Annotated in this window: 26 protein-coding genes; 17 read left to right on the top strand and 9 right to left on the bottom strand. The window is 67.3% G+C overall.

Annotated elements, in window-relative coordinates; genetic code table 11:
- Window positions 1–53: 53 nt before the first annotated feature.
- The 3 genes from pyrF to purB form a co-directional block, all read right to left on the bottom strand.
- Window positions 54–728: an orotidine-5'-phosphate decarboxylase gene (pyrF, locus tag FHR21_RS06855; RefSeq protein ID WP_184096628.1), complete on the bottom strand. Its 675-nt coding sequence runs from the start codon at window positions 726–728 to the stop codon at window positions 54–56.
- Between the two features lie 10 nt (window positions 729–738).
- Window positions 739–1,092: a lipopolysaccharide assembly protein LapA domain-containing protein gene (locus FHR21_RS06850; RefSeq protein ID WP_184096626.1), complete on the bottom strand. Its 354-nt coding sequence runs from the start codon at window positions 1,090–1,092 to the stop codon at window positions 739–741.
- A gap of 268 nt (window positions 1,093–1,360) precedes the next feature.
- Window positions 1,361–2,677, bottom strand: a complete 1,317-nt coding sequence (gene purB / locus FHR21_RS06845; RefSeq protein ID WP_184096625.1) for an adenylosuccinate lyase — start codon at window positions 2,675–2,677, stop codon at window positions 1,361–1,363.
- 206 nt (window positions 2,678–2,883) lie between these two features.
- Here purB and FHR21_RS06840 point away from each other — a divergent pair, with 206 nt between their 5' ends.
- Complete coding sequence (locus FHR21_RS06840) at window positions 2,884–3,453, top strand: EF-hand domain-containing protein (RefSeq protein ID WP_184096624.1); 570 nt, start codon at window positions 2,884–2,886, stop codon at window positions 3,451–3,453.
- A gap of 170 nt (window positions 3,454–3,623) precedes the next feature.
- Here the strand turns inward: FHR21_RS06840 and rnk are convergent, their stop codons facing one another.
- A complete protein-coding gene (gene rnk / locus FHR21_RS06835; RefSeq protein ID WP_184096623.1) occupies window positions 3,624–4,037 on the bottom strand; it encodes a nucleoside diphosphate kinase regulator in 414 nt (137 codons plus the stop codon).
- Between the two features lie 357 nt (window positions 4,038–4,394).
- Window positions 4,395–5,090, bottom strand: coding sequence for a RadC family protein (gene radC, locus FHR21_RS06830; RefSeq protein WP_184096622.1), 696 nt, complete (start codon window positions 5,088–5,090; stop codon window positions 4,395–4,397).
- A 215-nt stretch (window positions 5,091–5,305) separates the two neighbouring features.
- On the opposite strand from radC, the gene FHR21_RS06825 reads away from it, so the two are divergent.
- The 15 genes from FHR21_RS06825 to FHR21_RS06755 all read left to right on the top strand — a co-directional run bounded on the left by FHR21_RS06825 (window position 5,306) and on the right by FHR21_RS06755 (window position 19,286).
- Entirely contained in the window at window positions 5,306–8,455 is a 3,150-nt protein-coding gene (locus FHR21_RS06825; protein ID WP_338113088.1) for an intermembrane phospholipid transport protein YdbH family protein, read from the top strand.
- Window positions 8,452–8,667 carry a YnbE family lipoprotein gene (locus FHR21_RS06820; RefSeq protein ID WP_184096621.1) on the top strand — a complete coding sequence of 72 codons (216 nt, stop codon included), beginning with the start codon at window positions 8,452–8,454 and terminating at the stop codon, window positions 8,665–8,667. Before FHR21_RS06825 ends, FHR21_RS06820 begins: the two co-directional genes overlap by 4 nt.
- Before the next feature lie 22 nt (window positions 8,668–8,689).
- Complete coding sequence (locus FHR21_RS06815) at window positions 8,690–9,085, top strand: YdbL family probable chaperone protein (RefSeq protein WP_420825272.1); 396 nt, start codon at window positions 8,690–8,692, stop codon at window positions 9,083–9,085.
- A gap of 395 nt (window positions 9,086–9,480) precedes the next feature.
- Window positions 9,481–9,816, top strand: a complete 336-nt coding sequence (locus FHR21_RS06810; protein ID WP_184096618.1) for an AtpZ/AtpI family protein — start codon at window positions 9,481–9,483, stop codon at window positions 9,814–9,816.
- Between the two features lie 54 nt (window positions 9,817–9,870).
- Complete coding sequence (locus FHR21_RS06805; protein WP_184096616.1) at window positions 9,871–10,653, top strand: F0F1 ATP synthase subunit A; 783 nt, start codon at window positions 9,871–9,873, stop codon at window positions 10,651–10,653.
- A gap of 39 nt (window positions 10,654–10,692) precedes the next feature.
- Window positions 10,693–10,923, top strand: coding sequence for a F0F1 ATP synthase subunit C (locus tag FHR21_RS06800; protein WP_067108963.1), 231 nt, complete (start codon window positions 10,693–10,695; stop codon window positions 10,921–10,923).
- Between the two features lie 98 nt (window positions 10,924–11,021).
- A complete protein-coding gene (locus tag FHR21_RS06795; RefSeq protein WP_184096614.1) occupies window positions 11,022–11,519 on the top strand; it encodes a F0F1 ATP synthase subunit B family protein in 498 nt (165 codons plus the stop codon).
- Entirely contained in the window at window positions 11,512–12,045 is a 534-nt protein-coding gene (locus FHR21_RS06790) for a F0F1 ATP synthase subunit B family protein (protein WP_184096612.1), read from the top strand. Before FHR21_RS06795 ends, FHR21_RS06790 begins: the two co-directional genes overlap by 8 nt.
- A gap of 400 nt (window positions 12,046–12,445) precedes the next feature.
- Entirely contained in the window at window positions 12,446–14,380 is a 1,935-nt protein-coding gene (gene uvrC, locus FHR21_RS06785) for an excinuclease ABC subunit UvrC (RefSeq protein WP_184096611.1), read from the top strand.
- Between the two features lie 54 nt (window positions 14,381–14,434).
- Window positions 14,435–14,827 (top strand): PaaI family thioesterase, encoded by a 393-nt coding sequence (locus tag FHR21_RS06780; RefSeq protein WP_184096609.1) that lies wholly within the window; start codon window positions 14,435–14,437, stop codon window positions 14,825–14,827.
- A complete protein-coding gene (recO, locus tag FHR21_RS06775) occupies window positions 14,815–15,552 on the top strand; it encodes a DNA repair protein RecO (RefSeq protein ID WP_184096607.1) in 738 nt (245 codons plus the stop codon). The genes FHR21_RS06780 and recO overlap by 13 nt, the downstream gene beginning before the upstream one ends.
- Before the next feature lie 181 nt (window positions 15,553–15,733).
- On the top strand, window positions 15,734–16,789 hold the full coding sequence (leuB, locus tag FHR21_RS06770) for a 3-isopropylmalate dehydrogenase (RefSeq protein ID WP_184097148.1): 1,056 nt from the start codon (window positions 15,734–15,736) through the stop codon (window positions 16,787–16,789).
- A 75-nt stretch (window positions 16,790–16,864) separates the two neighbouring features.
- Window positions 16,865–18,073: a trans-sulfuration enzyme family protein gene (locus tag FHR21_RS06765; protein ID WP_184096605.1), complete on the top strand. Its 1,209-nt coding sequence runs from the start codon at window positions 16,865–16,867 to the stop codon at window positions 18,071–18,073.
- A 17-nt stretch (window positions 18,074–18,090) separates the two neighbouring features.
- Window positions 18,091–18,492: a Co2+/Mg2+ efflux protein ApaG gene (apaG, locus tag FHR21_RS06760; protein ID WP_184096603.1), complete on the top strand. Its 402-nt coding sequence runs from the start codon at window positions 18,091–18,093 to the stop codon at window positions 18,490–18,492.
- Window positions 18,489–19,286 (top strand): LysR substrate-binding domain-containing protein, encoded by a 798-nt coding sequence (locus FHR21_RS06755; RefSeq protein WP_184096601.1) that lies wholly within the window; start codon window positions 18,489–18,491, stop codon window positions 19,284–19,286. The genes apaG and FHR21_RS06755 overlap by 4 nt, the downstream gene beginning before the upstream one ends.
- Before the next feature lie 132 nt (window positions 19,287–19,418).
- Here FHR21_RS06755 and FHR21_RS06750 read toward each other — a convergent pair whose 3' ends face one another.
- The 4 genes from FHR21_RS06750 to parE are packed head-to-tail and all read right to left on the bottom strand — an operon-like array spanning window position 19,419 to window position 23,895.
- Window positions 19,419–20,735, bottom strand: coding sequence for a serine hydrolase (locus FHR21_RS06750; protein ID WP_184096599.1), 1,317 nt, complete (start codon window positions 20,733–20,735; stop codon window positions 19,419–19,421).
- Entirely contained in the window at window positions 20,732–21,313 is a 582-nt protein-coding gene (locus FHR21_RS06745) for a hypothetical protein (protein WP_184096597.1), read from the bottom strand. The genes FHR21_RS06750 and FHR21_RS06745 overlap by 4 nt, the downstream gene beginning before the upstream one ends.
- Complete coding sequence (locus FHR21_RS06740; RefSeq protein WP_184096595.1) at window positions 21,310–21,861, bottom strand: RNA polymerase sigma factor; 552 nt, start codon at window positions 21,859–21,861, stop codon at window positions 21,310–21,312. Before FHR21_RS06740 ends, FHR21_RS06745 begins: the two co-directional genes overlap by 4 nt.
- Window positions 21,862–21,915: 54 nt before the next feature.
- The gene (parE, locus tag FHR21_RS06735) at window positions 21,916–23,895 is read right to left on the bottom strand and encodes a DNA topoisomerase IV subunit B (protein ID WP_184096593.1); all 1,980 of its coding nucleotides are present in this window, start codon (window positions 23,893–23,895) and stop codon (window positions 21,916–21,918) included.
- A gap of 171 nt (window positions 23,896–24,066) precedes the next feature.
- Here parE and FHR21_RS06730 point away from each other — a divergent pair, with 171 nt between their 5' ends.
- Window positions 24,067–24,885, top strand: a complete 819-nt coding sequence (locus FHR21_RS06730; RefSeq protein WP_184096591.1) for an outer membrane protein — start codon at window positions 24,067–24,069, stop codon at window positions 24,883–24,885.
- Window positions 24,886–25,085 lie beyond the last annotated feature (200 nt).

Here is a 25,085-nt window from a genome sequence, read left to right as displayed (position 1 = left end):
CGGGTGTGTCGACTTCGCTCGACGCGAACGGGTTTTGAGGCGGCTTTCCGGTCCTAAAGCGTCGCTTCGATTTCGCGCGCGGCGAGGTCGGGGTCCTGGGACTGGCTGATCGGGCGGCCGACGACGAGGATCGAGGCGCCGTCGGACAGCGCCTGCGCGGGAGTGACGACGCGCTTCTGGTCGCCGGCCTTGCCGTTCGCCGGGCGGACGCCGGGGACGACGAAGAAGCCGCCCGGCCACGCCGCGCGCGCCGCCTTCACCTCCTGCCCCGAACAGACGATGCCGTCGAGCCCCGCGTCATTGGCGAGGGCGGCGAGGCGGACGACCTGATCGTGCGGGGTGCCGCCGACGCCGATGTCCAGAAGGTCGGGTGTGTCGAGGCTGGTTAGAACCGTGACCGCGACGACCTTTGTATTGAGGCCCGCGGCCGCCTTCGCCTGTTCGAGCATCGCACGGCCGCCCGCGGCGTGGACGGTGAGGACTGCGGGTTCGAGGGGGCGCAACGCCTGAATCGCCTTGGCGACGGTGTTCGGAATGTCGTGGAGCTTGAGGTCGAGGAAGATCGGCAGGCCGAGCTTCGCCATCTCATGGACGCCGTGATGGCCGTTGGCGCAGAAGAATTCGAGCCCGAGTTTGAGCCCGCCGACGTGATGGCGCACCTTTTGCGCCAGCGTCTGCGCGGCGTCGAGGTGCGGGGTGTCGATGGCGAGATAGAGCGGCGATGTCATGGCGCGTCCGTCATTGGGTGTCGAAGGGCGAAGGCGGAATATCGTTGACCGGCGTGGCCTGCGTCGGTGCGGGCGGCGGCGGGGCGGGAACCGGGTCGGCGGGGCGGTTGGCGAGGGCGCGCATGTCGGCGAGCTGGCGCTCGCTGGTGTCGAGCCGCCGCTTGAGCGACCAGCGCGTCGTGCGCAGCGCGATCCACATCGGCAGGCTGCCGAGCAGGAAGGCGACGACGATCAGCACCGGCAATTTGGTGTCGAGCACCTGGCCGGGCCAGATGGTGACCGTCACCGGATTCCAGTTCGCCATCGCGAAGATGACGATGATGATGGTCACCAGGACCCAGATGATCGTGCGAAGATATCCCACTTCGTTGCTCCTCGGTCGCCCCGGCTTTAGTCAGTAGGCGAGTTTTTCGTGCGTTTCCAGTCGGAGTGAATGGTGCTTCGCTGGCGGGCGGAGCCAAGCAAGCTCTCGTCGTTCCCGCGAAAGCGGGAATCTCGCTCTTCTCGGGCCTTCGGGCTTTTGTGTGAACCGGAGAATCCTGCACAAACGCACGAATACGCGAGAGGAACCGGAAGAATCAGGGGGACTCCCGCTTTCGCGGGAATGACGAATGGAAAAATTCAAACGCCTGCTATTCTTCGCCGAACACGCGGGCGAAGATCGTGTCGACCTGTTTCATGTGATAGCCGAGGTCGAACAGATCGGTGAGCTGGTCGGCCGACAGGCGGGCGGTGACGTCGGGGTCGGCCTTGAGCAGGTCGAGCAGCGACAGCTCGCCGTCCGATTCCCACACCTTCATCGCGTTGCGCTGAACCAGCGCATAGCTGTCCTCGCGGCTCGCGCCCGCCTGCGTCAGCGCGAGGAGGACGCGCTGCGAGTGGACGAGGCCGCCCATACGGTCGAGATTCTTCTGCATCCGCGCGGGGTAGACGAGCAGCTTGTCGACGACCCCGGTGAGCCGCGCGAGCGCGAAGTCGAGGGTGATCGTCGCGTCAGGGCCGATGAAGCGCTCGACCGACGAATGGCTGATGTCGCGCTCGTGCCACAGCGCGACACTCTCCATCGCGGGGATGGCCGCGCTGCGGACCATGCGCGCGAGGCCGGTCAGATTCTCGGTCAGCACCGGGTTGCGCTTGTGCGGCATCGCCGACGAGCCTTTCTGCCCGGGCGAGAAATATTCCTCCGCCTCGAGCACCTCGGTGCGCTGGAGGTGGCGAATTTCGACCGCGAGCCGCTCGATCGACGAGGCGATGACGCCCAGCGTCGCGAAAAACATCGCGTGGCGATCGCGCGGGATGACCTGGGTCGAGACGGGTTCGATCGCGAGACCCAGCTTTGCGGCGACATGCGCCTCGACGCGCGGGTCGATGTTGGCGAAGGTGCCGACCGCACCCGAGATGGCGCAGGTCGCGATCTCGGCGCGCGCGGCGATCAGGCGCGTCTTGCAGCGCGAAAATTCGGCATAGGCCTCGGCGAGCTTGAGACCGAAGGTGACGGGTTCGGCGTGGATGCCGTGGCTGCGGCCGATCGTCGGGGTCAGCTTGTGCTCGTAAGCGCGGCGCCGGATCGCGGCGAGCAGCGCATCGAGGTCGGCAAGCAATATATCGGCCGCCTGCGTCAATTGCACCGCGAGGCAGGTATCGAGCACGTCGCTCGACGTCATGCCCTGGTGCATGAAGCGCGCTTCCTCGCCGACATTTTCGGCCACCCAGGTCAGAAAGGCGATGACGTCGTGCTTGGTCACCGCCTCGATCGCATCGATCGCGGCGACGTCGATCGCGGGATTCGTCGCCCACCAGTCCCACAGCACCCTGGCGGCGGATCGGGGCACCGTGCCCAGTTCGGCGAGCGCGTCGGTCGCGTGCGCCTCGATCTCGAACCAGATACGATAGCGATTCTCGGCCGACCAGATCGCGGTCATGTCCGGTCGGGCGTAACGCGGAACCATTGAATTTCCTTCCTTCTGTGGCGCTTTACCGGAAAATCGCACCAGATCACGGCAGGGCGCGCCCTAGCAGGGGCGAGGCGTTTTTCCAATCGGGCGTGGCAGGCAACTTTTGCCGCGCCCGTCCGGTTGATCCCATGCCCCTTCGATAAACAGAGCCGGCGGCGGATCGCAGCATTGATCGTCTGCCGGATATCAGGAGATTATCCATGTTGAAACAGATGCTTTTGATCGGTGCGGCCGCGATGAGCTTTCCGGCACTGGCGCAGGAAACGCCGCCCGCCGGCGACGACATGACGACGCCGGGCCAGCCGGTGCCGACCGACCCGACCATGCCGCCGAGCGATCCGACGACGACTCCGCCGACGGACCCGACGACGCCGCCCACCGATCCGACGATGCCGCCGAGCGATCCCACGGCTCCGCCGAGCGATCCGAGCACGCCGCCCAGCGACCCGACCGCGCCGCCCCCGGGCGACACGGCCACGCCGCCGGCCGATGACAGTGCTTCGTCGAGCGGTGCCGCGACGCCCGAACAGGTCGCGCAGATCGTGAACCAGGAATTCCCGACCTATGACGCCGATACGTCGGGCGATTTGAGCGAAACCGAATTCGCGACCTGGATGACCAAGCTGCGCACCGCCACCGACCCGACGGTCGATCCGCAGTCGGAGCAGGTCAAGACCTGGATCGGTCAGGCTTTTGCCGCCGCCGATGCCGACAAGTCGGGCGCGGTGAGCAAGGAAGAGCTGACCGGCTTCCTGTCGCGGGGCGCTTAAGCGCCTTGGACGGGGTGGTGCAGCCGTCGGGCATGGTCCGGCGGCTGCATCCGCGTTTCGCCCTCAGTCCTGTGTCATTGCGAGCGAAGCGAAGCAATCCGGCACGGTTTACGCCACCCTGGATTGCTTCGCTTCGCTCGCAATGACGTTTCCGTGTGTCAGACCGGACCTCACCCCGCGATGGCGGAGCGGGTTACCTTGACGATCGACAGGCGGCGCTGTTGTCCGTCGCGGTCGGGCCAGAGGATCGACTGACCTTCGCGCATGCCGATCAGGCCGGCGCCGATCGGGGTCATGATCGAGATACGGCCGGCCGCGATATCGGCATCGACAGGGTAGACGAGTTCGACCGTGCGCGACTGGCCATTGCCTTCGTCGACGAACTCGACGCGGCTGTGCATGGTCACGATATCGGCTGGAATCTTGGCCGCCGTATAGATTTTGGCCCGGTCGATTTCCTGCAGCAGCAATTCGGCCAGCGCCGGCGACTGGTCCTGCCGAGCGAGCGCGAGGTCGGTCAGCGTGTCGGCTTCGCTGTCGATCATGTGGATGGGCGGCCGCTTGGCCGGGGCACGCTTGGTCATCGCAAAAGGCTTTCGAACGAGGGCAGCACGCGCTGCCGCATCAAGAACATGTCTGAAGATACTGTGGCAGTCGGACCCCGGGTTCGGGGCGCAACGCTCCGGACCCGGGGCTAAAGGCCCGCGAGCATTTGACCCGCATGCGAGTGGAGGCGGGAGGAGGAAGTGCGACTCTGCATCGCGGCATGATGTGCGCCTTTGCAGGGCAAGTCAAACGGATCGCGCGAAGGCTCGTTCACTTCTTCGTCACCTCGAACTTGATCCGGGGTCCCGCTTTTCGGGCGTCGCTGAGCGGAATCCCGGATCAAGTCCGGGGTGACGATGCCGGTCAAACACGTGGCGTTGCCGCCGCCACAGGCGTCAGAGCAGGCCGAGGGCGCGGAGGCTGCGGTAGCCGGTGCCGCCGATGATGATATGGTCGTGGACGGCGATGCCTAGCCTGGCCGCGGCCTCGGCGATGTCGCGGGTGATCGCGATGTCCTGGCGGCTCGGTTCGGGATTGCCGCTGGGGTGATTGTGGACGAGGATGAGTGCGGCGGCGCCGAGTTCGAGCGCGCGCTTCACCACCTCGCGGACATAGATGGCCGACTGGTCGATCGAACCTTCGCTCACCAGCTCGTCGCGGATCAGCATGTTGCGCGAGTTCAGATAGAGGACGCGTACCCGCTCGACCTCGATCGGCGCCATATCGGCGCGCAGCCAGTCGAGCAGCGCATCCCAACTTGAGAGCAGCGGCTTGTCGCGGAACTCGCCCTTCAGCATCCGCAGGCTGGTGGCCTGGACGATCTTGAGCGCCGCGACCGCGGTGTCGCCCATGCCGGGGACGCGGCGGAGCGATTCGGGGTCGGCGGCGACGAGCTGCGCGAGCGAGCCGAATTCGCGCAGCAGCGCTTTCGCCAGCGGCTTGGTGTCGCGGCGCGGGATGGCGAGGGCGAGCAGATATTCGACGAGTTCGTAATCGGCCATGCCGTCGGCGTCGCCGCCGAGCAGCCGCGCGCGCAGCCGGGCGCGGTGGCCGGCGTGGTCGGGTGCAGGGGCGTCGGGCGCGTCGGCCATGGTCCGGGGCATAACCAGCTTGTCGGTGACGCTCAACGGTCATAGACAGGAAAGACGGCAATGCGGACCCATTTCGTGCAGCGAAATCCGGCGCCCGGCGTTGCCGTCCCGAACGGGGCTTCGAAGGCGGACAGATTGCACCTCATGACGTCATCGGCAGCTTTTCGTTTCCTTTTCCCGATTTTTCGCCCGATCGATCGCAGGGTGGCGCGGTGGTGAGCGAGGCCGCCGACCGGCCGCGACCGAAGCGGCTGTTCAGGAAGCGCTGGCTGACCGCCGGCGCGGTCGGCGTGCTCGCGCTCGGGCTGTGGATGGGGCGCGTGCCGCTCGCCGACCGCTTCATCCGGGACCAACTCGACAGCCGCGACATTCCGGCGCGCTATACGATCGACGCGATCGGCTTTCGCACCGAACGGCTGGTCGATGTCGTGATCGGCGATCCGAAGCGGCCCGACCTGACCGCGCGGATCGTCGAGGTGTCGATCGGCTATGGCTTCACCGGCCCCTATGTGTCGGAGATTCGTGCCGACGGGGTGCGGCTTTACGGGCGCTTCGTCGATGGACAGCTTTCGCTGGGCACGCTCGACAAATTCCGCGATCCCACCGACACGACGCCCTTCGCCTTGCCCGACCTGTCGGCGGTGCTGACCGACGCGCGGGCGCGGGTCGAGACGCCGTGGGGCGATGTCGGCGCGGCGCTGACCGGACGCGGTAATCTGCGCAAGGCCTTTGCCGGCAAGCTCGCGCTCGTTGCGCCGCGGGTGCGTGCGGCGGGGTGCAGCGCCGAAGGCGTGAGCTTCTATGGCGACGTACGGATACGCGATGTGCGGCCGCAACTCGCTGGCCCGCTGCGCGGGGCGAGCCTGTCGTGCGGCGATGGCGGCGTGACCGCGGCATTGCCGCAGATCGCGCTCGACCTGTCGCTGTCCGAGGATCTGACGAACTGGCGCGGTAGCGCCGACGCCGCGATCGCGCGCCTGGCGGCGGGCAGCGCCGGGGCCGAGCGGCTGGGGGTGCTGGCGCGCTTCGAGGGCGATGCCGAGCGTACCGCGCTCGACGTCGAGGCGCACATGGCGCGGCTCGGCGCCGGCGCGTTCGCGGCGGACAGCGTCGACCTGACCGCCAAGGCGACTGTCGGCCGCGCGGCGCCCAGCGTCGCGGGCGAGGTTCGCTTTGCAGGGGCGCGGGCGAGCGAAGCGTGGCGGCGCTCGCTGGCGGTCGGCGCGAAAGGGCTGGCGGGCAGTCCGGTCGGCCCGCTCGCGGACAAGGCGGCGAAGGCGGCGGCGCGGCTGTTCGCGGACGCCGGCGGCGAGGCGAAATTCGCGCTGACGGGGGCGGGCGAGGCGGCGCGGCTCGACCTGATCGCGCCGGCGCTGACGAGCGCGAGCGGCGCCTATGTGACCGGCGATGACGACAGCCGTATCGGCTGGCTGTTCGCGGCATCCCGGCCCGCGATGGTCGCCGCAGGCGGCTGGCGCTTCGGCGGCGGCGATCTGCCGACCGGATCGCTGACGCTCGCCGCGCGCGCCGACGGAAGTGTGAGCGGCGAGGCACGCTTTATCCCCTATACCGCCGACGGGGCGCGGCTGGCGCTCGATCCGGTGCGCTTTTCGGGCGGCAAGGGCGGCGCGATGCGCTTCGCGACGCGCGCCGAACTGTCAGGGCCGCTCGCGGACGGCCGCGTCGAGGGGCTGGCTTTGCCGCTGGCGGGCGTGATTGCGCCGACCGGCGATATCGCGCTCGCCAGCGGCTGCACGCGGGTGACGGCGGCGCGGGTCACGGTCGCCGGCTTTCGCCTCGCGCCAAGCCGCATCGACCTGTGCAGCCGGCCCGGCACGCCGCTGCTCAGCGCCGGTGCGGGGGGGCTGAAAGGCGTGATCCGGGTGCCGGGTGTCGCGCTGCGCGGAACGAGCGGCACGACGCCCTTCGCCTTCGACGCGGGACGCGGCGAAATCGACCTTGCCGCGATGCGCTGGGCGCTCGCGGAGGCCGAGGTGCGGCTGGGCGAGGGCGACAGCGTCACCCGTTTCGCCGCCGGGCGGATCGACGGGCGCGCGGCGGCGGGCGGCATGGCGGGTACGCTGAGCGAGGCCGAAGGAAAGATCGGCGCGGTGCCGCTGAATCTGTCGCGAATCGCGGGCGACTGGCGCTGGGCGGGCGGCGCGCTGACGCTCGACGGCGGACTGCGGCTGACCGACACCGCCGCCGACCCGCGCTTCTTTCCGCTCGTCGGCCAGGATGCGCATCTGCGCTTCGCGGACGGCGCGATCGACGCGATCGCAGGCTTCGGCGAAGAGAAGACGGGCCGCAAGGTGCTCGACACGGTGATCCGCCACGAACTGGGCGCCGGGACCGGCTTCGCCGACCTGAAGGTCGATGGGCTGCGCTTCGACGACGGGTTTCAGCCCGACCAGCTCACCCGCCTCGCGCTCGGCGTCGTCGCCGACGTTCAGGGCGCAGTCGTCGGCAGCGGGCGGATCGACTGGACCCCCGAGGGCGTGACCAGCCGCGGCACCTTTGCCACCGCCGATGCCAATCTCGCTGCCGCCTTCGGCCCGGTGACGGGGCTGACGACGACGCTGACCTTCGAGGATCTGATCGATCTGCGCAGCGCCCCGTCGCAGGTCGCGACGGTGGCGGAGATCAACCCCGGCGTTCCGGTGACCGGCGGCACGATCGAATATCGGCTGCTCGGCGACAATCGCATCCGCATCGAGGGCGGGCGCTGGCCGTTCGCGGGCGGCGAGCTGGTCCTGCATCCGGCGACGCTCGACTTCAACGCCGACGAGCCGCGCCGCCTGTCGTTCGATCTGGTCGGGGTCGATGCCGCGGTGTTCCTGCAGCAATTCGGGTTCGAGAATATCAACGCGACGGGCAAGTTCGACGGCACGCTGCCGGTCGAGTTCGGCGGGCTGGGCGGACGGATCGTCGGCGGGCGCATCGATTCGCGCGGCGGCGGCACGCTGGCCTATGTTGGCGAATTGTCGAATCACGACCTGGGGACGATGGCCAATTTCGCATTCGGCGCGCTGCGCTCGCTGAAATATGACGATCTGTCGATCCTCCTGAACGGGGACCTCGACGGCGAGATGGTGACCGATATCCGCTTTGGCGGCGTGGGGCAGGGCGAAGGCGCGACGCGCAATTTCCTGATCGACCAGGTCGCGAAACTGCCCTTCGTCTTCAACGTGAAGATCCACGCCCCCTTCCGTCAGCTCATCACCTCGGCCAAGGGGTTTTACGACCCGACGGTGGTGATCGAACAGAATTTGCCGACCCTGCTGCGCGTGCAGGAGCAGGTCGACGCCGCCAAGGCGGGCGCGGAAACGCCCGTTCAGCCTTCAGAAAGCGAGCCAGTGCCATGATCTTATCGAACAAGGACGAAAGGAGGCTGACCATCGGTGGCCGAACTCTGGCGATCCTCTGCGCCGCGGCGGGCCTGTCCGCCTGTGTGCAGGTCGATACGCCCGACAAGCCGATCGAGATCAACCTCAACATCAACATCAAGCAGGAAATCGTATACAAGCTTGATGGCGATGCGAAGAAACTGATCGAGCAGAATGGCGACATTTTCTGACCGATCGCGACCATGGGGTAGAATGACGATGCGTTGGAACAAGGGAAATATCGGGCTGGCGATGGCCGCGGTCGCAGCGACCGCCGCGGTGGCCGTCCCCTCGGCAATGGCGCAGCGCGATCCCGCCTATGAGCAGGCGCGCGCGAGCGGCGAGGTCGGGGAGCAGCCCGACGGCTATCTGGGATTCGTGACGACGCCGAACGCGCAGGTCCGCGCCCTCGTCACCGACATCAACATCAAGCGCAAGGCCGCCTATACCAAGGGCGCGCCGCAAGGCAGCACGGTCGAGCAGTTCGCGTTCGCCACCGGCTGCAACCTGATCGCCAAGACCAGGCCGGGCGAGAAATACAAGGCGCCCGACGGACGCTGGCTGACCCGCGACAGCGCTCCGCCGGTCCGCGACACGCGCTGTCCCTAAGCTTTATCGTTTTTCAAGGACGCCCGCGGGCGTCAATGCCGCCGCGCCCCTAAACGCGGCGGCATTTTTTGTTGGGCGTGTGGAGTGCGAAGGGGAGAGCCGGCTGCAAATCTACGTCACCCCGGACTTGATCCGGGGTCCCGCTTTCTACCGTTGCTGAGCGGGACCCCGGATCAAGTCCGGGGTGACGATGGGTTCCTTTCTTTGCGTCTTCGCGTCTTTGCACGCAATTCGGCGCCTTCCGGCCGACGGCTTGCCGCAGCGCAGCAGAGCATTGACTTCATGGGGCGGCATTCCTAAACGGGCCGCGCCTTAGGGGTCCCCCGATTTTTCGGGCCTTTTTTCGCAGGCGGAATCGGGTAATTCCGATTTCGTTTCAGGAGGATGGCGGGAAGATGACGGGGAATGGCAGCGATCCGGAACCAGCTTCGGAGGATTCGCGCCTGGTCTCGCTCGAAGAGCGATTGGACCGGGCCGAAGCCGCAGAAGCGAAACGGAGCGGGGTCAAGGCGCCCGAATCCGATGCCAATTACCGGCTCGGAAACCGGGTGCTGGCCGAATTGCTGGGCGGAATGCTCGGCGGGGCGTTGATCGGCTGGCTGATCGACCGCTTCGCAGGGACCGCCCCCTGGGGTTTGTTGGTGATGCTGGCCCTCGGGGTCGTCGTCGCCTTCAGGAATATCTTCCGGATCGCCAATGCGGCCTCGCGCGGCAAGAACGGTTCGGAATAGGTCAGGTTCAGCCCGGCGGCGCGATGGCCCCAGGGATAGTTTGGAGTGACGCGCGTGTCTGCTGAGGCCGGTAAATTCGACCCGATGCACCAGTTCACCGTCGAACCGATCGCGAAGCTGTTCGCGGCGGGCGGGAACGAGGTGTGGCTGACCACCAGCGCGGTGTGGATGGGCGCGGCGGCGATCATCCTGTGGCTGTTCATGCTCGGCGGCATGAAGCGCCAGCTCGTCCCCGGCCGCTGGCAGATGGCGGTCGAAGGCTTCACCGGCTTCGTGTCGTCGATGATGGCGACGAACATCGGGCCGGAAGGACGCAAGTACACGCCCTACGTCTTTTCGCTCTTCATGTTCATATTGTTCTGCAACATCCTGGGAATGGTGCCTTTTGCGCTGGGCGGCGTGCATCCGCTGACCGTCACCAGCCACTTCACCATCACCGGCGTGCTCGCGGTGCTGTCCTTCTCGATCGTGCTGGTCGTCGGCTTCTGGCGCCACGGGCTGCACTTCTTCTCGCTGTTCGTGCCGCACGGCACCCCCTGGCCGATGATCCCCTTCATCGCGCCGATCGAGTTCGTGTCCTTCATGGTGCGCCCGTTCAGCCTTGGCCTGCGGCTGTTCGTCGCGATGACCGCCGGGCATGTGCTGATGGAGGTGTTCGCGAACTTCATCGTCCAGAGCTCGGCCGCCGGCGTCGCGATCGGCCTGCCCGTCGGCCTTGCCAGCATGGCGCTGATGATCGGCATCAGCGCGCTGGAGCTGCTGGTCGCCGGCATCCAGGCCTATGTTTTCGCCCTGTTGACCTCGCTCTATATCAACGACGCGGTCAACCTTCACTAATCGTTTAAAATCCAATCTTTATCGCAAGGAGTTAAGTTCATGGACGCACAAGCAGCGACGCTCATCGGTGCCGGTCTCGCCGCGATCGGCGCCGGCATGGCCGCGATCGGCGTGGGCAATGTTTTCGGCAGCTTCCTGGAAAGCGCGCTGCGCAATCCGGCGGCGGCCGACGGCCAGCAGGGCCGCCTGTTCATCGGCTTCGCCGCGGCGGAGCTTCTGGGCCTGCTGTCGTTCCTGATCGCCATCCTTCTCTATCTGAAGGCGGCCTGACGCTGGCGCCGCGCGCGTCCGGTTCCGCCGGAAGCGCGCCGCCGCCCGTTCGATGCGCGCTTGCGCGCATCGGTTCGTCGTCAATCGGAAGAAGTCAAATGCCACAGATCAACCAGCTCGCGGAAAACTGGTATTTCGCCTCGCAGCTCTTCTGGCTCGCGCTGATTTTCGGCGCGGTCTTCGTGGTGATCGGTCTCGGCATGTATCCGAAGATCGAGGCGACGGTCGACGCACGCGATCGCAAGGTCGCCGACGATCTGGCTGCCGCCAAGGCGGCGCATGCGGCGGCGGACCATCTGGAAGACCAGTATCGCCAGCAGAACGACGCCGCGCGAGCCGCGGCGCAGAAGGCAGTGCAGGACGCGAAGGACAAGGCGGCGCGCGACGCCGAAAAGCGCCTCGCGAAGATCGATGCCGAGCTTGGCGGCAAGATGGCGGCGGCCGAGGCCGACGTCGCGGCGGCGCGCAAGTCGGCGATGGCCGAGATCGAATCGGTCGCGGCCGAAGCAGCGGGCGACCTCGTCGCCAAGCTGTCGGGCGTGACGGTCGCAGCCACGGACGCCAAGGCGGCGGTGAAGGCGGTGCTTCATGGTTGAACTGATCCTGTCCGAGGCCGCAGGCGCGGCGCACGGCGGCGGCGCCCTGTGGTCGTCGCCAAGCTGGTGGGTCGCGTTGGCGATGACCATCTTCCTTGCGGTGCTGATCTGGAAGAAGGCGCCGGCCGCGCTGGGCGCGATGCTCGACAAGCGCATCGCGGAGATCAAGCAGCAGCTCAGCGAGGCTGAGCAGCTTCGGCTCGACGCCGAATCGCTGAAGGCCGAGTATGAGGCGAAGCTGGCCGACGCCGCGAAGGAAGCGGGCGAACTGCGCGCCCGTGCCGAAGCCGAGGCCGAGGCGCTCGTCGCCAAGGCGAAGGACGACGCAACCGCATTGATCGCGCGCCGCAAGCAGATGGCCGAGGACCGCATCGCCGCGGCCGAAGCCCAGGCGCTGAGCGAAGTCCGCACCGCGGCTGCGAAAGCCGCGACCGACGCGGCGGCGAAGCTGATCGCCGACAAGCATGACGCCAAGGCCGACAAGGCACTGGTCGATCAGGCGATCGCGGCGGTTGCCAAGGGCTGATCGTCTCGTCAGGCGCGGCCTGAAAATATTGCTGACACAGGCGCCCGCGGATTTCCGCGGGCGTTTTGTTTTTGGGAGTCCGGGCTCACCCTCTCTCCCTTGAAGGGGAGAGATACGGAGGCTTGTCGGCTTGTCCGAGCGGCCCCCCTGATGGGCTTGAACCGAAGCCCTGAGCTTGTCGAAGGGCGCCTATCGACGAGAAGCGCCCTTCGACAGGCTCAGGGCTTCGGTGAGGACCGATTCAACCTGAACGGGACAGACTTTAGCCGCAGTTGAGAGGGGAGGCGGTGCCATCATGGCCCCCTCTCCCAACCCTCTCCCCTGAAGGGGAGAGGGCTAACTGGTTTCAAATCCCTCGACCCTATGGCGACCCGCATCGGCTTCGCCTACATGCGACATCATGGTTCGCCCCAATGCTCCCGACCGGTTCAACGAAGAGAAGGCCACCTACGTGATCCGCGGCAGCGGCGAGGAGGGGGACAAGCCCGACCTCGAGCGCGGTGCGGGGGTCATTCGCGGGGTGGTGCGGAAGCTGCCGGTGCGGCCCGGCGTCTATCGCATGCTCGATGCGCGCGGCGATGTGCTCTATGTCGGCAAGGCGCGGGCGCTGAAGAATCGCGTGACCAATTATACGCAGGTCGCGCGGCTGCCGCAGCGGCTCCAGCGCATGGTCGCGCAGACGCGGGCGATGGAGATCGTCACGACGAACAGCGAGGCGGAGGCGCTGCTGCTCGAGGCGCAGCTCATCAAGCGCTATCGCCCGCCATACAATGTGCTGCTGCGCGACGACAAGAGCTTTCCCTTCATTCTGCTGCGCGCCGACCATGACTTTCCGCGCGTCCAGAAGCATCGCGGTGCGCGGCGCGCCAAGGGGCACTATTATGGACCGTTTGCGAGCGCAGGGTCGGTGAACCGGACGCTCAACGCGCTGCAGAAGACCTTTCTGCTGCGAAGCTGCACCGACAGTTTCTTCGCCAACCGCTCGCGGCCGTGCCTGCTCTACCAGATTCGTCGCTGCTCGGCGCCGTGCGTCGGGCGGATCGGCAAGGATGAGTATGCCGAACTGGTGAGCGACGCGCAGGATTTCCTCGAAGGGCGCTCGACCGCGGTGCAGAAGCGGCTCGGCGATGCGATGACCCGCGCGGCCGAGGCGATGGATTATGAGCTGGCGGCGGTGCTGCGCGACCGGTTGAAGGCGCTGACCTTCATCCAGGGCAGCCAGTCGGTCCACGCGGACGGGCTGGGCGACGCCGATGTTTTCGCGCTGGCGGCGAAGGGCGGGCAGCTTTGCGTCGCGGGCTTCTTCATCCGCGGGGGACAGAATTGGGGGCATCGCAGCTTTTTCCCCGCGCATATCGCCGGGGTGCCCGAGGACGAGGTGATGGCGAGCTTCCTGATGCAATTCTATGAAGGCGTGCCGCCGCCGAAGCTGATCCTCGTCGACCGCGAGCCCGCCGAATGCGCGCTGCTCGCCGAGGCGCTGGGCGAGACGGCGGGGCGCCGGGTCGAGATCAGCGTGCCGCAGCGCGGCAACCGGCGCCGCCTGCTCGAACAGGCGGTGCGCAACGCGGGCGAGGAGCTCGACCGGCGGCTCGCGGAGAGCAGCAGTCAGGCGAAGCTGGGGCGCGAGCTGGCCGAGCTGTTCGATCTCGACGAGGCGCCGCAGCGCATCGAGATATATGACAACAGCCATATCCAGGGCACCAATGCGTTGGGCGCGATGGTCGTCGCGGGGCCGGAGGGCTGGATCAAGGGCGCCTATCGCAAGTTCAACATCAAGCGCGCCGAGACGCAGCCCGGCGACGATTTCGCGATGATGCGCGAGGTGTTCCAGCGCCGCTTCGCACGCGCGCTGGAGGAAGATCCCGAACGGACGAAGGGCGAATGGCCCGATCTGGTGCTGATTGACGGCGGCAAGGGGCAGGTGTCGGCGGTGTCGGCGGTGTTCGCCGAGCTGGGGATCGACGATCTTCCTTATGTCGGGGTCGCCAAGGGCCCCGACCGCAACGCCGGGCGCGAGACTTTCTATCTGCCCGACGGGCGCGAGTTCACGCTGCCGCCGAACAATGCGGTGCTCTTCTATATCCAGCGGCTGCGCGACGAGGCGCACCGCTTCGCGATCGGCGCGCACCGGCAGAAGCGCGCGAAGGCGATGGGATCCTCACCGCTCGACGAGGTGCCGGGGATCGGCCCGGCGCGCAAGAAGGCGCTGCTGATGCATTTCGGCACCGCGCGCGCGGTGCGCGGGGCAAGCCTGGAGGATCTGAAGCGTGCGCCGGGGGTGAGCGCGGGCGTCGCGCAGGCGGTGTATGATTATTATCATGCGGGGGGATGAGAACGGTTAAGCCCCTCCTCTTCAGAGGAGGGGGCAAAAAGGGAAGGATAGCTTATGGACTTCGCCGCCATGATGCCGCTGGCCGGGACGCTGGGCGTGACCATCCACGAGGGCAGCAAGGAATGTGTCGCCGGCAAGCTTCCCGTGCGGGTCGACATCTGCACCGCGGGAAACATCGTCCACGGCGGCGCGATCATGGCCTTTGCCGACTGCCTGGGCGCGGTCGGGGCCTTCCTGACGCTGCCAGAGGGAGCCAGCGGTACGACGACGGTCGAGAGCAAGACCAATTTCCTGGGCGCCGGGCCGGTGGGATCGGTGCTGGTCGGCGAAGCCACGCCGGTGAAGGTCGGCAAAAGGCTGTCGGTCTGGCAGACGCGCATCCGCACCGAAGAAGGAGCCGAGGTCGCGCTGGTCACCCAAACGCAGATGGTGCTTTGGCCGTCCTGAATGCCGAGGCGATCGTCTGCGCGGTGCGCCCGCATGGCGAGCATGGCGCGATCCTGCGCGCGCTGACCCGCGAGGCGGGGCTGGTCGCGGGCTATGTGCGCGGCGGGCGATCGCGGCGGCTGCGGCCGATCCTGATGCCGGGTAATCTGGTCGCGCTGGAACTGCGGGTGCGGACCGAGGAGCAACTCGGCGGAGCGACGGCCGAACTGCTGGCGAGCCGCGCGCCGTTGCTTGCGGAGCCGCTGCCCGCGGCGGCGATCGACTGGGCGGCAAGCCTGACAGCCGCGACGCTGCCCGAGGGGCAGCCCTATCCGGCGCTTTACACCGCGCTGTCGGCGCTGCTCGATGCGATTGCGGTGGCGCCCGCGGCGCGGTTGTGGGCGGCCGCACTGGCGCGTTACGAGCTGCTGCTGCTCGCCGATCTGGGCTTCGGGCTGGCGCTCGACGCCTGCGTAGCGACGGGCGGGACCGACGATCTCGCCTTTGTCAGCCCGCGTTCGGGGGGTGCGGTGAGCCGCGCGGCGGCTGCGGGTTACGAGCCGCGCCTGTTCCACCTGCCGCCCTTTCTGCGCGGGGCAGACGCCGATCCGACGCTGGGCGACGTGCTCGACGGGCTGGTCGTCACCGGGCATTTCCTGGGCCGCGACCTGCTCGACGGGCGCAACCGGGACTTGTTCGCCGCGAGGGAAAGATTGGTCGATCGGCTCAACAGGGCGGTTGCGTGACTCGGTCGGGCTGCCTAGAGGGGCAGCGTCAAACCAAGGCCATCCGTCCTTTCCGTTTGTGCTGAGCTTGTCGAAGCACCGTCCTACCCTGGCGGCGTTGGAGACAAGAGCGGCCCTTCGACAAGCTCAGGGCGAACGGGCATTTAGTCCCGTGGCGCTTGAAGGTGAAAAGGGCGAAGCGTTGAATATCCTGCTGCTGGCCGGCGACGGCATCGGTCCCGAAATCATGGCGGAGGCGGAGAAGGTGCTGGGCGCGCTCGCGCTGCCGGTGACGCTCGACCGCGCGCTGGTCGGCGGGGCAGCCTATGAAGCGACCGGGCACCCGCTTCCCCCCGAGACGCTTGCCAAGGCGAAGGCGACCGATGCGCTGCTGTTCGGGGCGGTCGGAGATCCGCGCTTCGACAATGTCGAGCGGCATCTGCGGCCCGAGCAGGCGATCCTGGGGCTACGCGCCGAACTTGGCCTGTTCGCCAATCTACGGCCCGCCAAGCTGTTCGCGGGGCTGGAGGACAGCTCGGCGCTGCGCCCCGAGGTCGCGTCGGCGATCGACCTGCTGATCGTCCGCGAGCTGAACGGCGACGTCTATTTCGGCGAGAAGGGCACCCGCACGACGCCGGGCGGCGAGCGTGAGGGCTTTGACGTCATGTCCTACAGCGAAAGCGAGGTGCGGCGGATCGCCCATGTCGCTTTCCAGGCGGCGCAGGGACGGGCGAAGCGGCTGTGCTCGGTCGACAAGGCGAATGTGCTGGAGACGTCGCAGCTCTGGCGTGACGTGGTGATCGAGGTGGCGAAGGATTATCCCGACGTCGCGCTGACCCATATGTATGTCGACAATGCCGCGATGCAGCTTGTCCGCAACCCCGGCCAGTTCGACGTCGTCGTCACCGGCAATCTGTTCGGCGACATCCTGTCGGATCAGGCATCGATGTGCGTCGGGTCGATCGGGCTGCTCGCGTCGGCCTCGCTGGGCGAGGGGCGGCTGGGGCTATACGAGCCGATCCACGGCAGCGCGCCCGATATCGCGGGCAAGGGCATCGCCAATCCGCTCGCCATGATCCTGTCGCTCGCCATGCTGCTGCGCCATTCGGGCGGCGACGAGGCGAGCGCGGCGCGGATCGAGGCGGCGGTGGCCAAGGTGCTGGCCGACGGGTGCCGCGGCGCCGACCTGGGCGGCACCATGGGCACCGCGGCGCTGGGCGATGCGGTGGTGGAGGCGCTGGGCCAGAATGATCCCTGACTACCGTCAGCCCTTCGACAGGCTCGCAGGCTACGGTAGGTTTCCGATGGTGATTTGCAGGACACGGACAGGATCATGAAGAAAAAGACGGGTTTCGATCGCGACACGACGCGTAACTGGCACCCCGCGACGCGGGCGGTGCGCGGCGGGACATGGCGCAGCGAGCATGGCGAGACGTCGGAGGCGCTGTTCCTGACCTCCGGCTACAGCTATGACAGCGCCGAGAGCGTCGCGGCGCGCTTCAGCGGCGACGAGGTCGGCATGACCTATTCGCGGCTCCAGAACCCGACCGTCCAGATGCTCGAGGAACGGATCGCGCTGATCGAGGGCGCCGAGGCGTGCCGGGTACAGGCGAGCGGCATGGCGGCGATGACCGCGGCGCTGCTGTGTCAGCTTTCCGTCGGCGACCATGTCGTCGCGGCGAAGGCGGCGTTCGGGTCGTGCCGCTGGCTGGTCGATACGCTGTGCCCGCGCTTCGGGATCGAATCGACCGTGGTCGACGGCCGCGATAATGACGCCTGGGAAAAGGCGATCCGGCCCAATACCAAGGTCTTCTTCTTCGAGACGCCGGCCAATCCGACGCTGGATATCGTCGATTTGCAGCATGTTTGCGGCCTCGCGCGCGCGCATGGGATCACCAGCGTCGTCGACAATGCCTTTGCGACCGCGGTGCTTCAGCGCCCGCTCGATTTCGGCGCCGACGTCGTTGCCTATTCGGCGACCAAGCTGATGGACGGGCAGGGCCGGGTGCTCGCCGGCGCGGTGTGCGGCAGCGCGACGTTCATCAACGACGTGCTGCTGCCCTTTCAGCGCAACACCGGGCCGAATCTGTCGCCGTTCAACGCGTGGGTGGTGCTCAAGGGCCTCGAAACGCTCGATCTGCGCGCGCGGCGCCAGTCGGAGAATGCGCTGGCGGTCGGCAAGGCGATCGAGGGGCGCGTCGCGCGGATGCTGCACCCGGGGCTCGCCAGCCACCCGCAGCACGAGCTGGCGATGCGCCAGATGGAGGCCGCCGGGCCGATCTTCGCCTTCGAGCTGCCGGGCGGCTCCGAGCAGGCGATGGCCTTCCTCAACGCGCTGGAACTGGTCGATATCAGCAACAATATCGGCGACGCGCGCAGCCTGTGCTGCCACCCGTGGACCACGACCCATTATGGCGTCAGCCCCGATGTGCGGCGCGACATGGGGGTCGACGAGGGCCTGCTGCGGATCAACATCGGCCTGGAGGACCCGCGCGATGTCATCGCCGACCTCGACCGGGCATTGACCAGCGTGGGGCTATAGGCGACCTTATGGGTGTGATGATCGACTCCTTCTTCCCCTTCGCGGCGACGACCGGGCCGATCACCGTGCGCGTCTCGGTCAGCTATCTGCCCGAACAATCGCACCCGGCGCTCGGGCGCTGGTTCTGGGCCTATCATGTGCGGGTGGAGAATGAGGGCGACGTCGCCGCGCAGCTCATCAGCCGTCATTGGCGGATCAGCGACGGGCACGGCCAGGTCAGCGAGGTCGAGGGCGAAGGCGTCGTCGGCGAACAGCCGCTGATCGCGCCGGGCGGGTCGTTCGACTATGTGTCCGGCTGTCCGCTGGCGACGCCCGAGGGGGCGATGGTCGGCAGCTATATGATGGAGATGGGCGACGGGTCGCAGATGCTGGTCGCGATCCCGCAATTCCCGCTCGTGGCGCCCGCGACCGCGTCATGAAGCGTACCCATCTGCCCCTGAACGCGCTGCGCGTCCTCGATGCCGCTGCCCGGCACCTGAGCTTCACGCGCGCCGCCGACGAACTGGCGGTGACCCCCGCCGCGGTCGGTCAGCAGATCCGCGCGCTCGAGGATATGCTGGGCGTCGTGCTGTTCCGCCGCACGCCCAAGGGGCTGGAACTGACCGGCGAGGCGACCGCCGGGCTCGACGCGCTGCGGCAGGGCTTTCTGCAGTTCGAGGAATCGGTGCGGGCGATGCAGGCGGGGCAGTCCTCGCAGTCGCTGACCATCGCCGCGCCGCGCGACCTGACCGCCAAATGGCTGGCACCACGGCTCGCGCGCTACAGCCAGCAGGCGCCCGATGTGCGCTTCACACTGGTGTCGGCCGACGGCGGTATCGATTTCACCGAGGCGAACCTCGACCTTGCCATCTTCTGGACCGACGGCGCCGGCGAGCATGAGGGCGTGCAACTGTCCGAGGCGGCGATGGTCACCGTCGCGGGACCGGGGAGCGAGAGCGACACGCGCATCGCGTGGCCCGGATGCCCGGTCGAGGACGGCGAACCGGCGCTGCGCCTTGGCGATGCGGGGCTGGCGATCGACGCGGCGGCGAACGGATTGGGACAGGCATGCGTTCCGGCAATGCTCGCCGAGGCCGACCTGGCCGCCGGCCGCGTCCGGCAGCTTGGCGAACTGCTGGCTACGAAGCGCGGCTATTGGCTGGTCGCGCCGACCCCACAATGGCGGCAGGCGAAGGTCAAGGCGCTGGTCGCGGCGCTGACGGCGGCTGGCTGAGAAACCCCCTCCCTCTTATTCCGTTCGTGCTGACTCCGGATCAAGTCCGGGGGAAGCACTGTCCTTGCGGCGCCCAAAAGAAAGAACGGCCCTTCGACAAGCTCAGGGCGAACGGAATTGATAGCGGCGCTGCTATTTCGCCGCGAGCGCCAACAGACGGGTGACCATACCGTTCAGCGTTTCCGCCGCGACATCGGTATCGGGGTTGTTCCAGCTTGCAGTGACGACGACATATTGGCCGTCCGATTTGCGCTGTCCGAACAGGCTCATCGAGAGGACGCCGAGTTCGGAGCCGCCCTTGTAGCCGAGGTAGCGCCAGTCGGCGGCCGCGATGGGGCCGACGCCGTTGTTGATCGCGAGCGCCGCCATCGCCTGCGGCGAGTTCCGGGCTTTCAAATCGACCAGCACGCGCGCGAGGTCGCTCGGCGTCGCGAACCATTCGAGGCTGTCGATGAAGCGCGGCTTGCCGCCGAAGCTCACGCCGTCGACATTGGCGAGTACGAGTCGGTCCGCGTTCGCGTCGAGCAGTCCGCGCTGCGCGCGGTCGTCGGCTGCGATGAATTTCGTGCGCAGGTCGGCGAAATTATTGCCCTTGAGCGCGAAGGCCTCGACGGTGGTGAGGAAGGGGATGTTGCGCGACGGGTCGCTGTGGCCCGCGGCGCGCATCCGCGCCTCGATCGCGTCGCGGCCGAGCAGGTGGATCAGCGTGTCGGTCGCGCCATTGTCGCTGACCGAGATCATCCAGTTCGCCAGCGCCTGCAGCGTGACGGGGGTGTCCTTCGGCCAGTTCGCCGTGGCCGCAGAGGAAAAGCTGAGATGCGAAAGCGGCACGACATCGGACCAGTGGCGCTTGCCGGCGGCGACTTCGGCCGCCAGCTCGTCGAGAATATAGAGTTTGAAGGTCGATCCGATCGCAAATTGCCGGTCGGCGTTGGCGGCAGCAATCGGCCTGATCGCGTCTCCGTCGACCTCCGCCACCAGGAACCCCGTCGCGCCGGGAAGTGCGGCGAGTTCGGCGGCGACGCGATCGAAGCTGTCGTCGGCCATGACGACATTCTGGATGCGCAGTCCCTCGACGCGCTGATCCGGGCCTGCACCGACGGCGAGCGCGATCGTGCCGACTCCCTTTTCGAAGCGCAGCTTCACCGTGCCTTGCCGACCGTCGGTCGAGCTGGCCGATTCGACCGCTACCGGCTGACCATATTGCGCGACCAGATTGGCGGTGATCGTCTTGAACTGCGCCTCCGGCACCGCCTGCTGGAACGCCGGCGCGAAATAGTCGGCAAAGGCGAGCTTTCCGGTCATCAGATCGACGAGCTGCGCGGCGCGCGTGTCGAACGGGGTCGCCGCGGCGGGTGCGACGGTCGCGGGGGGCTGCTGCGCCAACGCGGCGGGATTTGGCATCGCGGTTACGGCGGCGAGGGCAAAAGCGGTCAGGAAGCGGGTCATCCATTCTCTCCTTCGGAAGGCGAAGCCGCGTCGAGCCGGGCGATCCGGTCGCGCAGCATGGCGGCGGCGCGGCAGTTGAGCAACCAGACGCCGGCGAAAAGCAGGGTGGGAAGGGCGACGACCGCCGCGAAGCCGATCGGGTTGGCGAGGCCCGAGGCGACGGCCGTTCCGGCGAGGAAGGTCGCGAGGCCCGGGACCAGCGGCGCGAGATACCAGCGGCCGACCCGCGCCAGCATATGCTCCTCGGTCACGAGCCGGGCGCGATAGAAGGCGCGGACGTCGGCGGTCTCGGCGACCGGGTCCGCGCGCGAGGTGCGGCAGGCGAGCTGCCAGGCCACGACGAGCGCGCCGGCGATGGCGAGCAGGCTGCCGATTTTGAGCAGCGGTTCGGGGAGGATGATCGCGTAGAGGGCGAAGATGGCGACCACGGCGCCGACCGCGATATATTCGCGGCGGTTGCGGCGAGCGATCCTGTCGTCGAGGATAGCGGCGCGGCGCTTGACCTCGGCGAGCGGCAGCGGGGCGAGCGCCGCGTCGCCGCTCTGCCACAGGCGATGCAGGTCTTTGTCGTCGGTCATGCTGCGGATCCTTCCGGCGCGAAGCGGCGCGCCAATTTCGCCTTGAAACGGTGAATTTTCGTTGCGACGATATCGGCGGAGACGCCGGTGATCGCTCCGATCTCCGCCCCTGCCACGCCTTCGAGATAGAGGAGCAATATCTGGCGGTCGGGCGGGTCGAGGCGGTCGACGATCGACAGGATCAGGTCCATCGCCTGGCCGCTTTCGGCGGCATCGAAGGGGGAGGGGGCGTCGTCGGCGAGGTCGATTTCGTCGAGGCTGGTCCAGCCGGCGGCGTTCCGGCGGCGATGGGCAATCATGTGCGAGGTCGCGCGGTTGTGCGCGACGCGCCAGACCCAGGTGCTCAGCGCACAGCGGCCATCGAACCGCGCGAAACTCTGCCACAGCGCGATCTGGATATCCTGTTCGAGGTCGCGGCGCAGATCGGGGTCGGCTTCATAGCCGCGCGCCATGCGGGCGAGGGCGGGGCCGAAGCGTCCGATGGCGTCCGCAAAGGCGCGGTCCTGTTCGCGTTCGTCCACATCGCGCTCCGGAATTTCGTGTCGCATGCCCTTTTAGTCGGCGGCGACGGAAATTTCTGACAGGCAGCGCGAATTTTTTCCTCAGGCGTCGATCGCGGCCTCGTCGAGCGTTGCGGCATTGGCCTGGATGAATTGGAAGCGGTGCTCGGGGTGCTTGCCCATCAGCCGGTCGACCAGATCCTTGACGAGATGACGCTCCTCATATTCCTGCGGCAGGGTGACGCGCAGCATCGAGCGGGTCGCAGGGTCCATCGTCGTTTCCTTGAGCTGATTGGGGTTCATTTCCCCAAGGCCCTTGAAACGGCCGACCTCGACCTTCTTGCCCTTGAAGACGCTGGCTTCCAGTTCGGCGCGGTGCGCGTCGTCGCGAGCGTAGGCCGATGTCGCGCCGGCAGTGAGGCGATAGAGCGGCGGCTGCGCCAGATAGACATGCCCCTCGCGCACGATGTCGGGCATTTCCTGAAAGAAGAAGGTCATCAGCAGCGTTGCGATATGTGCGCCGTCGACATCCGCGTCGGTCATGATGACGATCTTCTCGTAACGCAGCCGGTCGGCATCGCAGTCCTTGCGCATCCCGCAGCCGAGCGCGAGCGCGAGGTCGGCGATTTCCTGATTGGCGCGGATCTTGTCGGCGCTGGCGCTCGCGACGTTCAAGATCTTGCCGCGGATCGGCAGGATCGCCTGCGTCTTGCGGTCGCGCGCCTGCTTGGCGCTGCCGCCGGCGCTGTCGCCCTCGACGATAAACAATTCCGTGCCTTCGGGGCCGTCGTTCGCACAGTCCGTGAGCTTGCCGGGCAGGCGCAGCTTGCGCGCGCTGGTCGCGGTCTTGCGCTTCACCTCGCGCTCGGCCTTGCGCTTGAGCCGCTCTTCCATCCGTTCGAGGATCAGGCCGAGCAGCGCGCGGCCGCGGTCCATATTGTCGGAGAGGAAGTGGTCGAAATGATCGCGAATGGCGTTCTCGGTCAGCCGCGCGGCCTCGGGGCTCGACAGACGGTCCTTGGTCTGGCTCTGGAACTGGGGATCGCGGATGAAGACCGACAGCATCATCTCGCCGCCGTTGAACACGTCGTCGGCGGTGATCTGCGCCGCCTTCTTCTGCCCGATCAATTCGCCGAACGCGCGCAATCCCCTGGTCAGCGCGGCACGCAGCCCCGCCTCGTGGGTGCCGCCGGCGGGGGTCGGGATGGTGTTGCAATACCAGGAGTAGCTGCCGTCGGACCACAGCGGCCAGGCGATCGCCCATTCGGCGCGGCCCTGGTCGCCGGGAAAGTCCTGCCGCCCGGTGAAGGGTTCGGCGGTCGCGCATTCGCGGCTGCCGATCTGTTCCTTCAGATGATCGGCAAGGCCGCCGGGGAACTGGAATACCGCCTCGGCGGGGGTGTCGTCGCCGATCAGCTCGGGCGCGCATTTCCAGCGAATCTCGACCCCGGCGAACAGATAGGCCTTTGCCCGCGCCATGCGAAACAGGCGCTGCGGCTTGAAACGGCCGTGCTCGCCGAAAATTTCGGGATCGGGGACGAAGGAAACGCTGGTGCCGCGGCGATTGGGCGTCGGGCCGAGTTCTTCAAGCCCCCCGAGCGGAAGCCCGCGCGAAAAACGCTGGCGATAGAGCTGCTTGCCGCGCGCCACCTCGATCTCGGTCTCGACCGACAGCGCGTTGACGACGCTGACGCCGACGCCGTGGAGGCCGCCCGAGGTCGCATAGGCCTTGCCCTCGAACTTGCCGCCCGAGTGGAGCATGGTCATGATGACTTCGAGCGCCGACTTGCCGGGGAATTTCGGGTGCGGGTCGACCGGCATGCCGCGGCCGTTGTCGATGACGGTCAGCCGGTTGCCGGTGTCGAGAACGACCTCGATACGGCTCGCATGGCCTGCGACCGCTTCGTCCATGCTGTTGTCGATCACCTCGGCGGCGAGGTGGTGGAGCGCGCGTTCGTCGGTGCCGCCGATATACATGCCGGGGCGGCGGCGAACGGGTTCGAGCCCCTCGAGAACCTCGATCTGCGAGGCGTTGTAGCTGTCGGTCGCGGGCGCGGAGCTGTCGAACAAATCGTGACTCATGCTCCGGCTATAGGAGGGCGGAAACCCCGCTGGCAAGGGCGGTTTTCGGCACCTCCGTCCATCAGCGTCGCGGCCCAGTTCGTCTCATTTCCGTCATGAAACGGAACCCCGTCAAAAGGCTGCGGGTTTTGCAGGAGGCTGCAAAGCCAGTCAAAATATGGAGTAAAACAAATGAAGTTCGCAACTCTCCTCGCCGCCGTGGCTGCCGGCTCGATCACCGCGCCGGCCATGGCTCAGGACCGCGACCCCGCGGAGGATTTCAACGGCCCCTATATCGCGATCGGCGGCGGCGCTTCGCTGCAACCGAACGACAGCGGCGAAACCCTGCTGTTCGATGCCGACGGCGACGGCAATTATGGCGACACCGTTCGCGACGCGAATGGCGCCGACGTCTTTTCGCCGGGATTCTGTGGTGGCCGCGCCACCGGCACCGCCAATCGCGGCTGCGCCAACGACCGCGACGGCGCCGAATATTTCGGACGGATCGGCATGGACCGCCGCATGGGCAATTTCGTCGTCGGCGCGCTGATCGAAGGCGGCCGCAGCGAAGCCAAGGACAGCGTGTCCGGCTTCTCGACCGATGGCGACAGCTATATGCTGACCCGCCGCGGTCAGTATCAGGCCGGTGCCCGGCTGCGCGCCGGCTACACGCCGGGCGGCGGCGCGCTTTTCTATGTCACGGGCGGCGGCGCCTATGCGAAGATGAAGAACAGCTTCGCGACCACCAACGTCGCCAACAGCTTTGCCGACACGGGTAAAAGCAACGCCTGGGGCTATAGCGTCGGGGGCGGGGCCGAGGTGATGGTGACCAACAAGCTGTCGCTGGGCCTCGAATATCTCTACACCGACCTCAAGGACAACGATTATCGGGTCGAGGCCGGGCAGGGTACGGCGCCGGCCAGCGATCCCCTGATCGGGACGAACATCATCCGCGATTCGCAGTCGTTCAAGACGCACAGCGTACGCGGAACGCTGGGCTATCGCTTCTGATCCGTCGGAGGCGAAAAGGAGGCGCCGGACCTGCAAGGGGCCGGCGCCTTTTTTCATGGTTGCGGCTGACCGCCAACCTCTTCTTATCGCGTCACCCTGAAACTGTTTGGCGATTATCCCCGCGACATCCGTAGCCCCCTTCGTCCTTGCGAGGAGCGGTGCGACGAAGCCATCTCCAGCCATCGACAAGGTAGGATGCC

The sequence above is a fragment of the Sphingopyxis panaciterrulae genome (genome assembly GCF_014199295.1).
Classification (GTDB): Bacteria; Pseudomonadota; Alphaproteobacteria; order Sphingomonadales; family Sphingomonadaceae; genus Sphingopyxis; species Sphingopyxis panaciterrulae.
This window is presented reverse-complemented; position numbering and strand designations above follow the sequence as displayed.

Bases quoted from the DNA above. Each gene is read 5' to 3' on its own strand.
- pyrF (WP_184096628.1), bottom strand. From the start codon at position 728: ATGACATCGCCGCTCTATCTCGCCATCGACACCCCGCACCTCGACGCC.
- purB (WP_184096625.1), bottom strand. From the start codon at position 2,677: ATGGTTCCGCGTTACGCCCGACCGGACATGACCGCGATCTGGTCGGCC.
- FHR21_RS06840 (WP_184096624.1), top strand. From the start codon at position 2,884: ATGTTGAAACAGATGCTTTTGATCGGTGCGGCCGCGATGAGCTTTCCG.
- rnk (WP_184096623.1), bottom strand. From the start codon at position 4,037: ATGACCAAGCGTGCCCCGGCCAAGCGGCCGCCCATCCACATGATCGAC.
- radC (WP_184096622.1), bottom strand. From the start codon at position 5,090: ATGGCCGACGCGCCCGACGCCCCTGCACCCGACCACGCCGGCCACCGC.
- FHR21_RS06820 (WP_184096621.1), top strand. From the start codon at position 8,452: ATGATCTTATCGAACAAGGACGAAAGGAGGCTGACCATCGGTGGCCGA.
- FHR21_RS06815 (WP_420825272.1), top strand. From the start codon at position 8,690: ATGACGATGCGTTGGAACAAGGGAAATATCGGGCTGGCGATGGCCGCG.
- FHR21_RS06810 (WP_184096618.1), top strand. From the start codon at position 9,481: ATGACGGGGAATGGCAGCGATCCGGAACCAGCTTCGGAGGATTCGCGC.
- FHR21_RS06800 (WP_067108963.1), top strand. From the start codon at position 10,693: ATGGACGCACAAGCAGCGACGCTCATCGGTGCCGGTCTCGCCGCGATC.
- FHR21_RS06795 (WP_184096614.1), top strand. From the start codon at position 11,022: ATGCCACAGATCAACCAGCTCGCGGAAAACTGGTATTTCGCCTCGCAG.
- FHR21_RS06790 (WP_184096612.1), top strand. From the start codon at position 11,512: ATGGTTGAACTGATCCTGTCCGAGGCCGCAGGCGCGGCGCACGGCGGC.
- uvrC (WP_184096611.1), top strand. From the start codon at position 12,446: ATGGTTCGCCCCAATGCTCCCGACCGGTTCAACGAAGAGAAGGCCACC.
- FHR21_RS06780 (WP_184096609.1), top strand. From the start codon at position 14,435: ATGGACTTCGCCGCCATGATGCCGCTGGCCGGGACGCTGGGCGTGACC.
- FHR21_RS06765 (WP_184096605.1), top strand. From the start codon at position 16,865: ATGAAGAAAAAGACGGGTTTCGATCGCGACACGACGCGTAACTGGCAC.
- apaG (WP_184096603.1), top strand. From the start codon at position 18,091: ATGATCGACTCCTTCTTCCCCTTCGCGGCGACGACCGGGCCGATCACC.
- FHR21_RS06755 (WP_184096601.1), top strand. From the start codon at position 18,489: ATGAAGCGTACCCATCTGCCCCTGAACGCGCTGCGCGTCCTCGATGCC.
- FHR21_RS06750 (WP_184096599.1), bottom strand. From the start codon at position 20,735: ATGACCCGCTTCCTGACCGCTTTTGCCCTCGCCGCCGTAACCGCGATG.
- FHR21_RS06745 (WP_184096597.1), bottom strand. From the start codon at position 21,313: ATGACCGACGACAAAGACCTGCATCGCCTGTGGCAGAGCGGCGACGCG.
- FHR21_RS06740 (WP_184096595.1), bottom strand. From the start codon at position 21,861: ATGCGACACGAAATTCCGGAGCGCGATGTGGACGAACGCGAACAGGAC.
- parE (WP_184096593.1), bottom strand. From the start codon at position 23,895: ATGAGTCACGATTTGTTCGACAGCTCCGCGCCCGCGACCGACAGCTAC.
- FHR21_RS06730 (WP_184096591.1), top strand. From the start codon at position 24,067: ATGAAGTTCGCAACTCTCCTCGCCGCCGTGGCTGCCGGCTCGATCACC.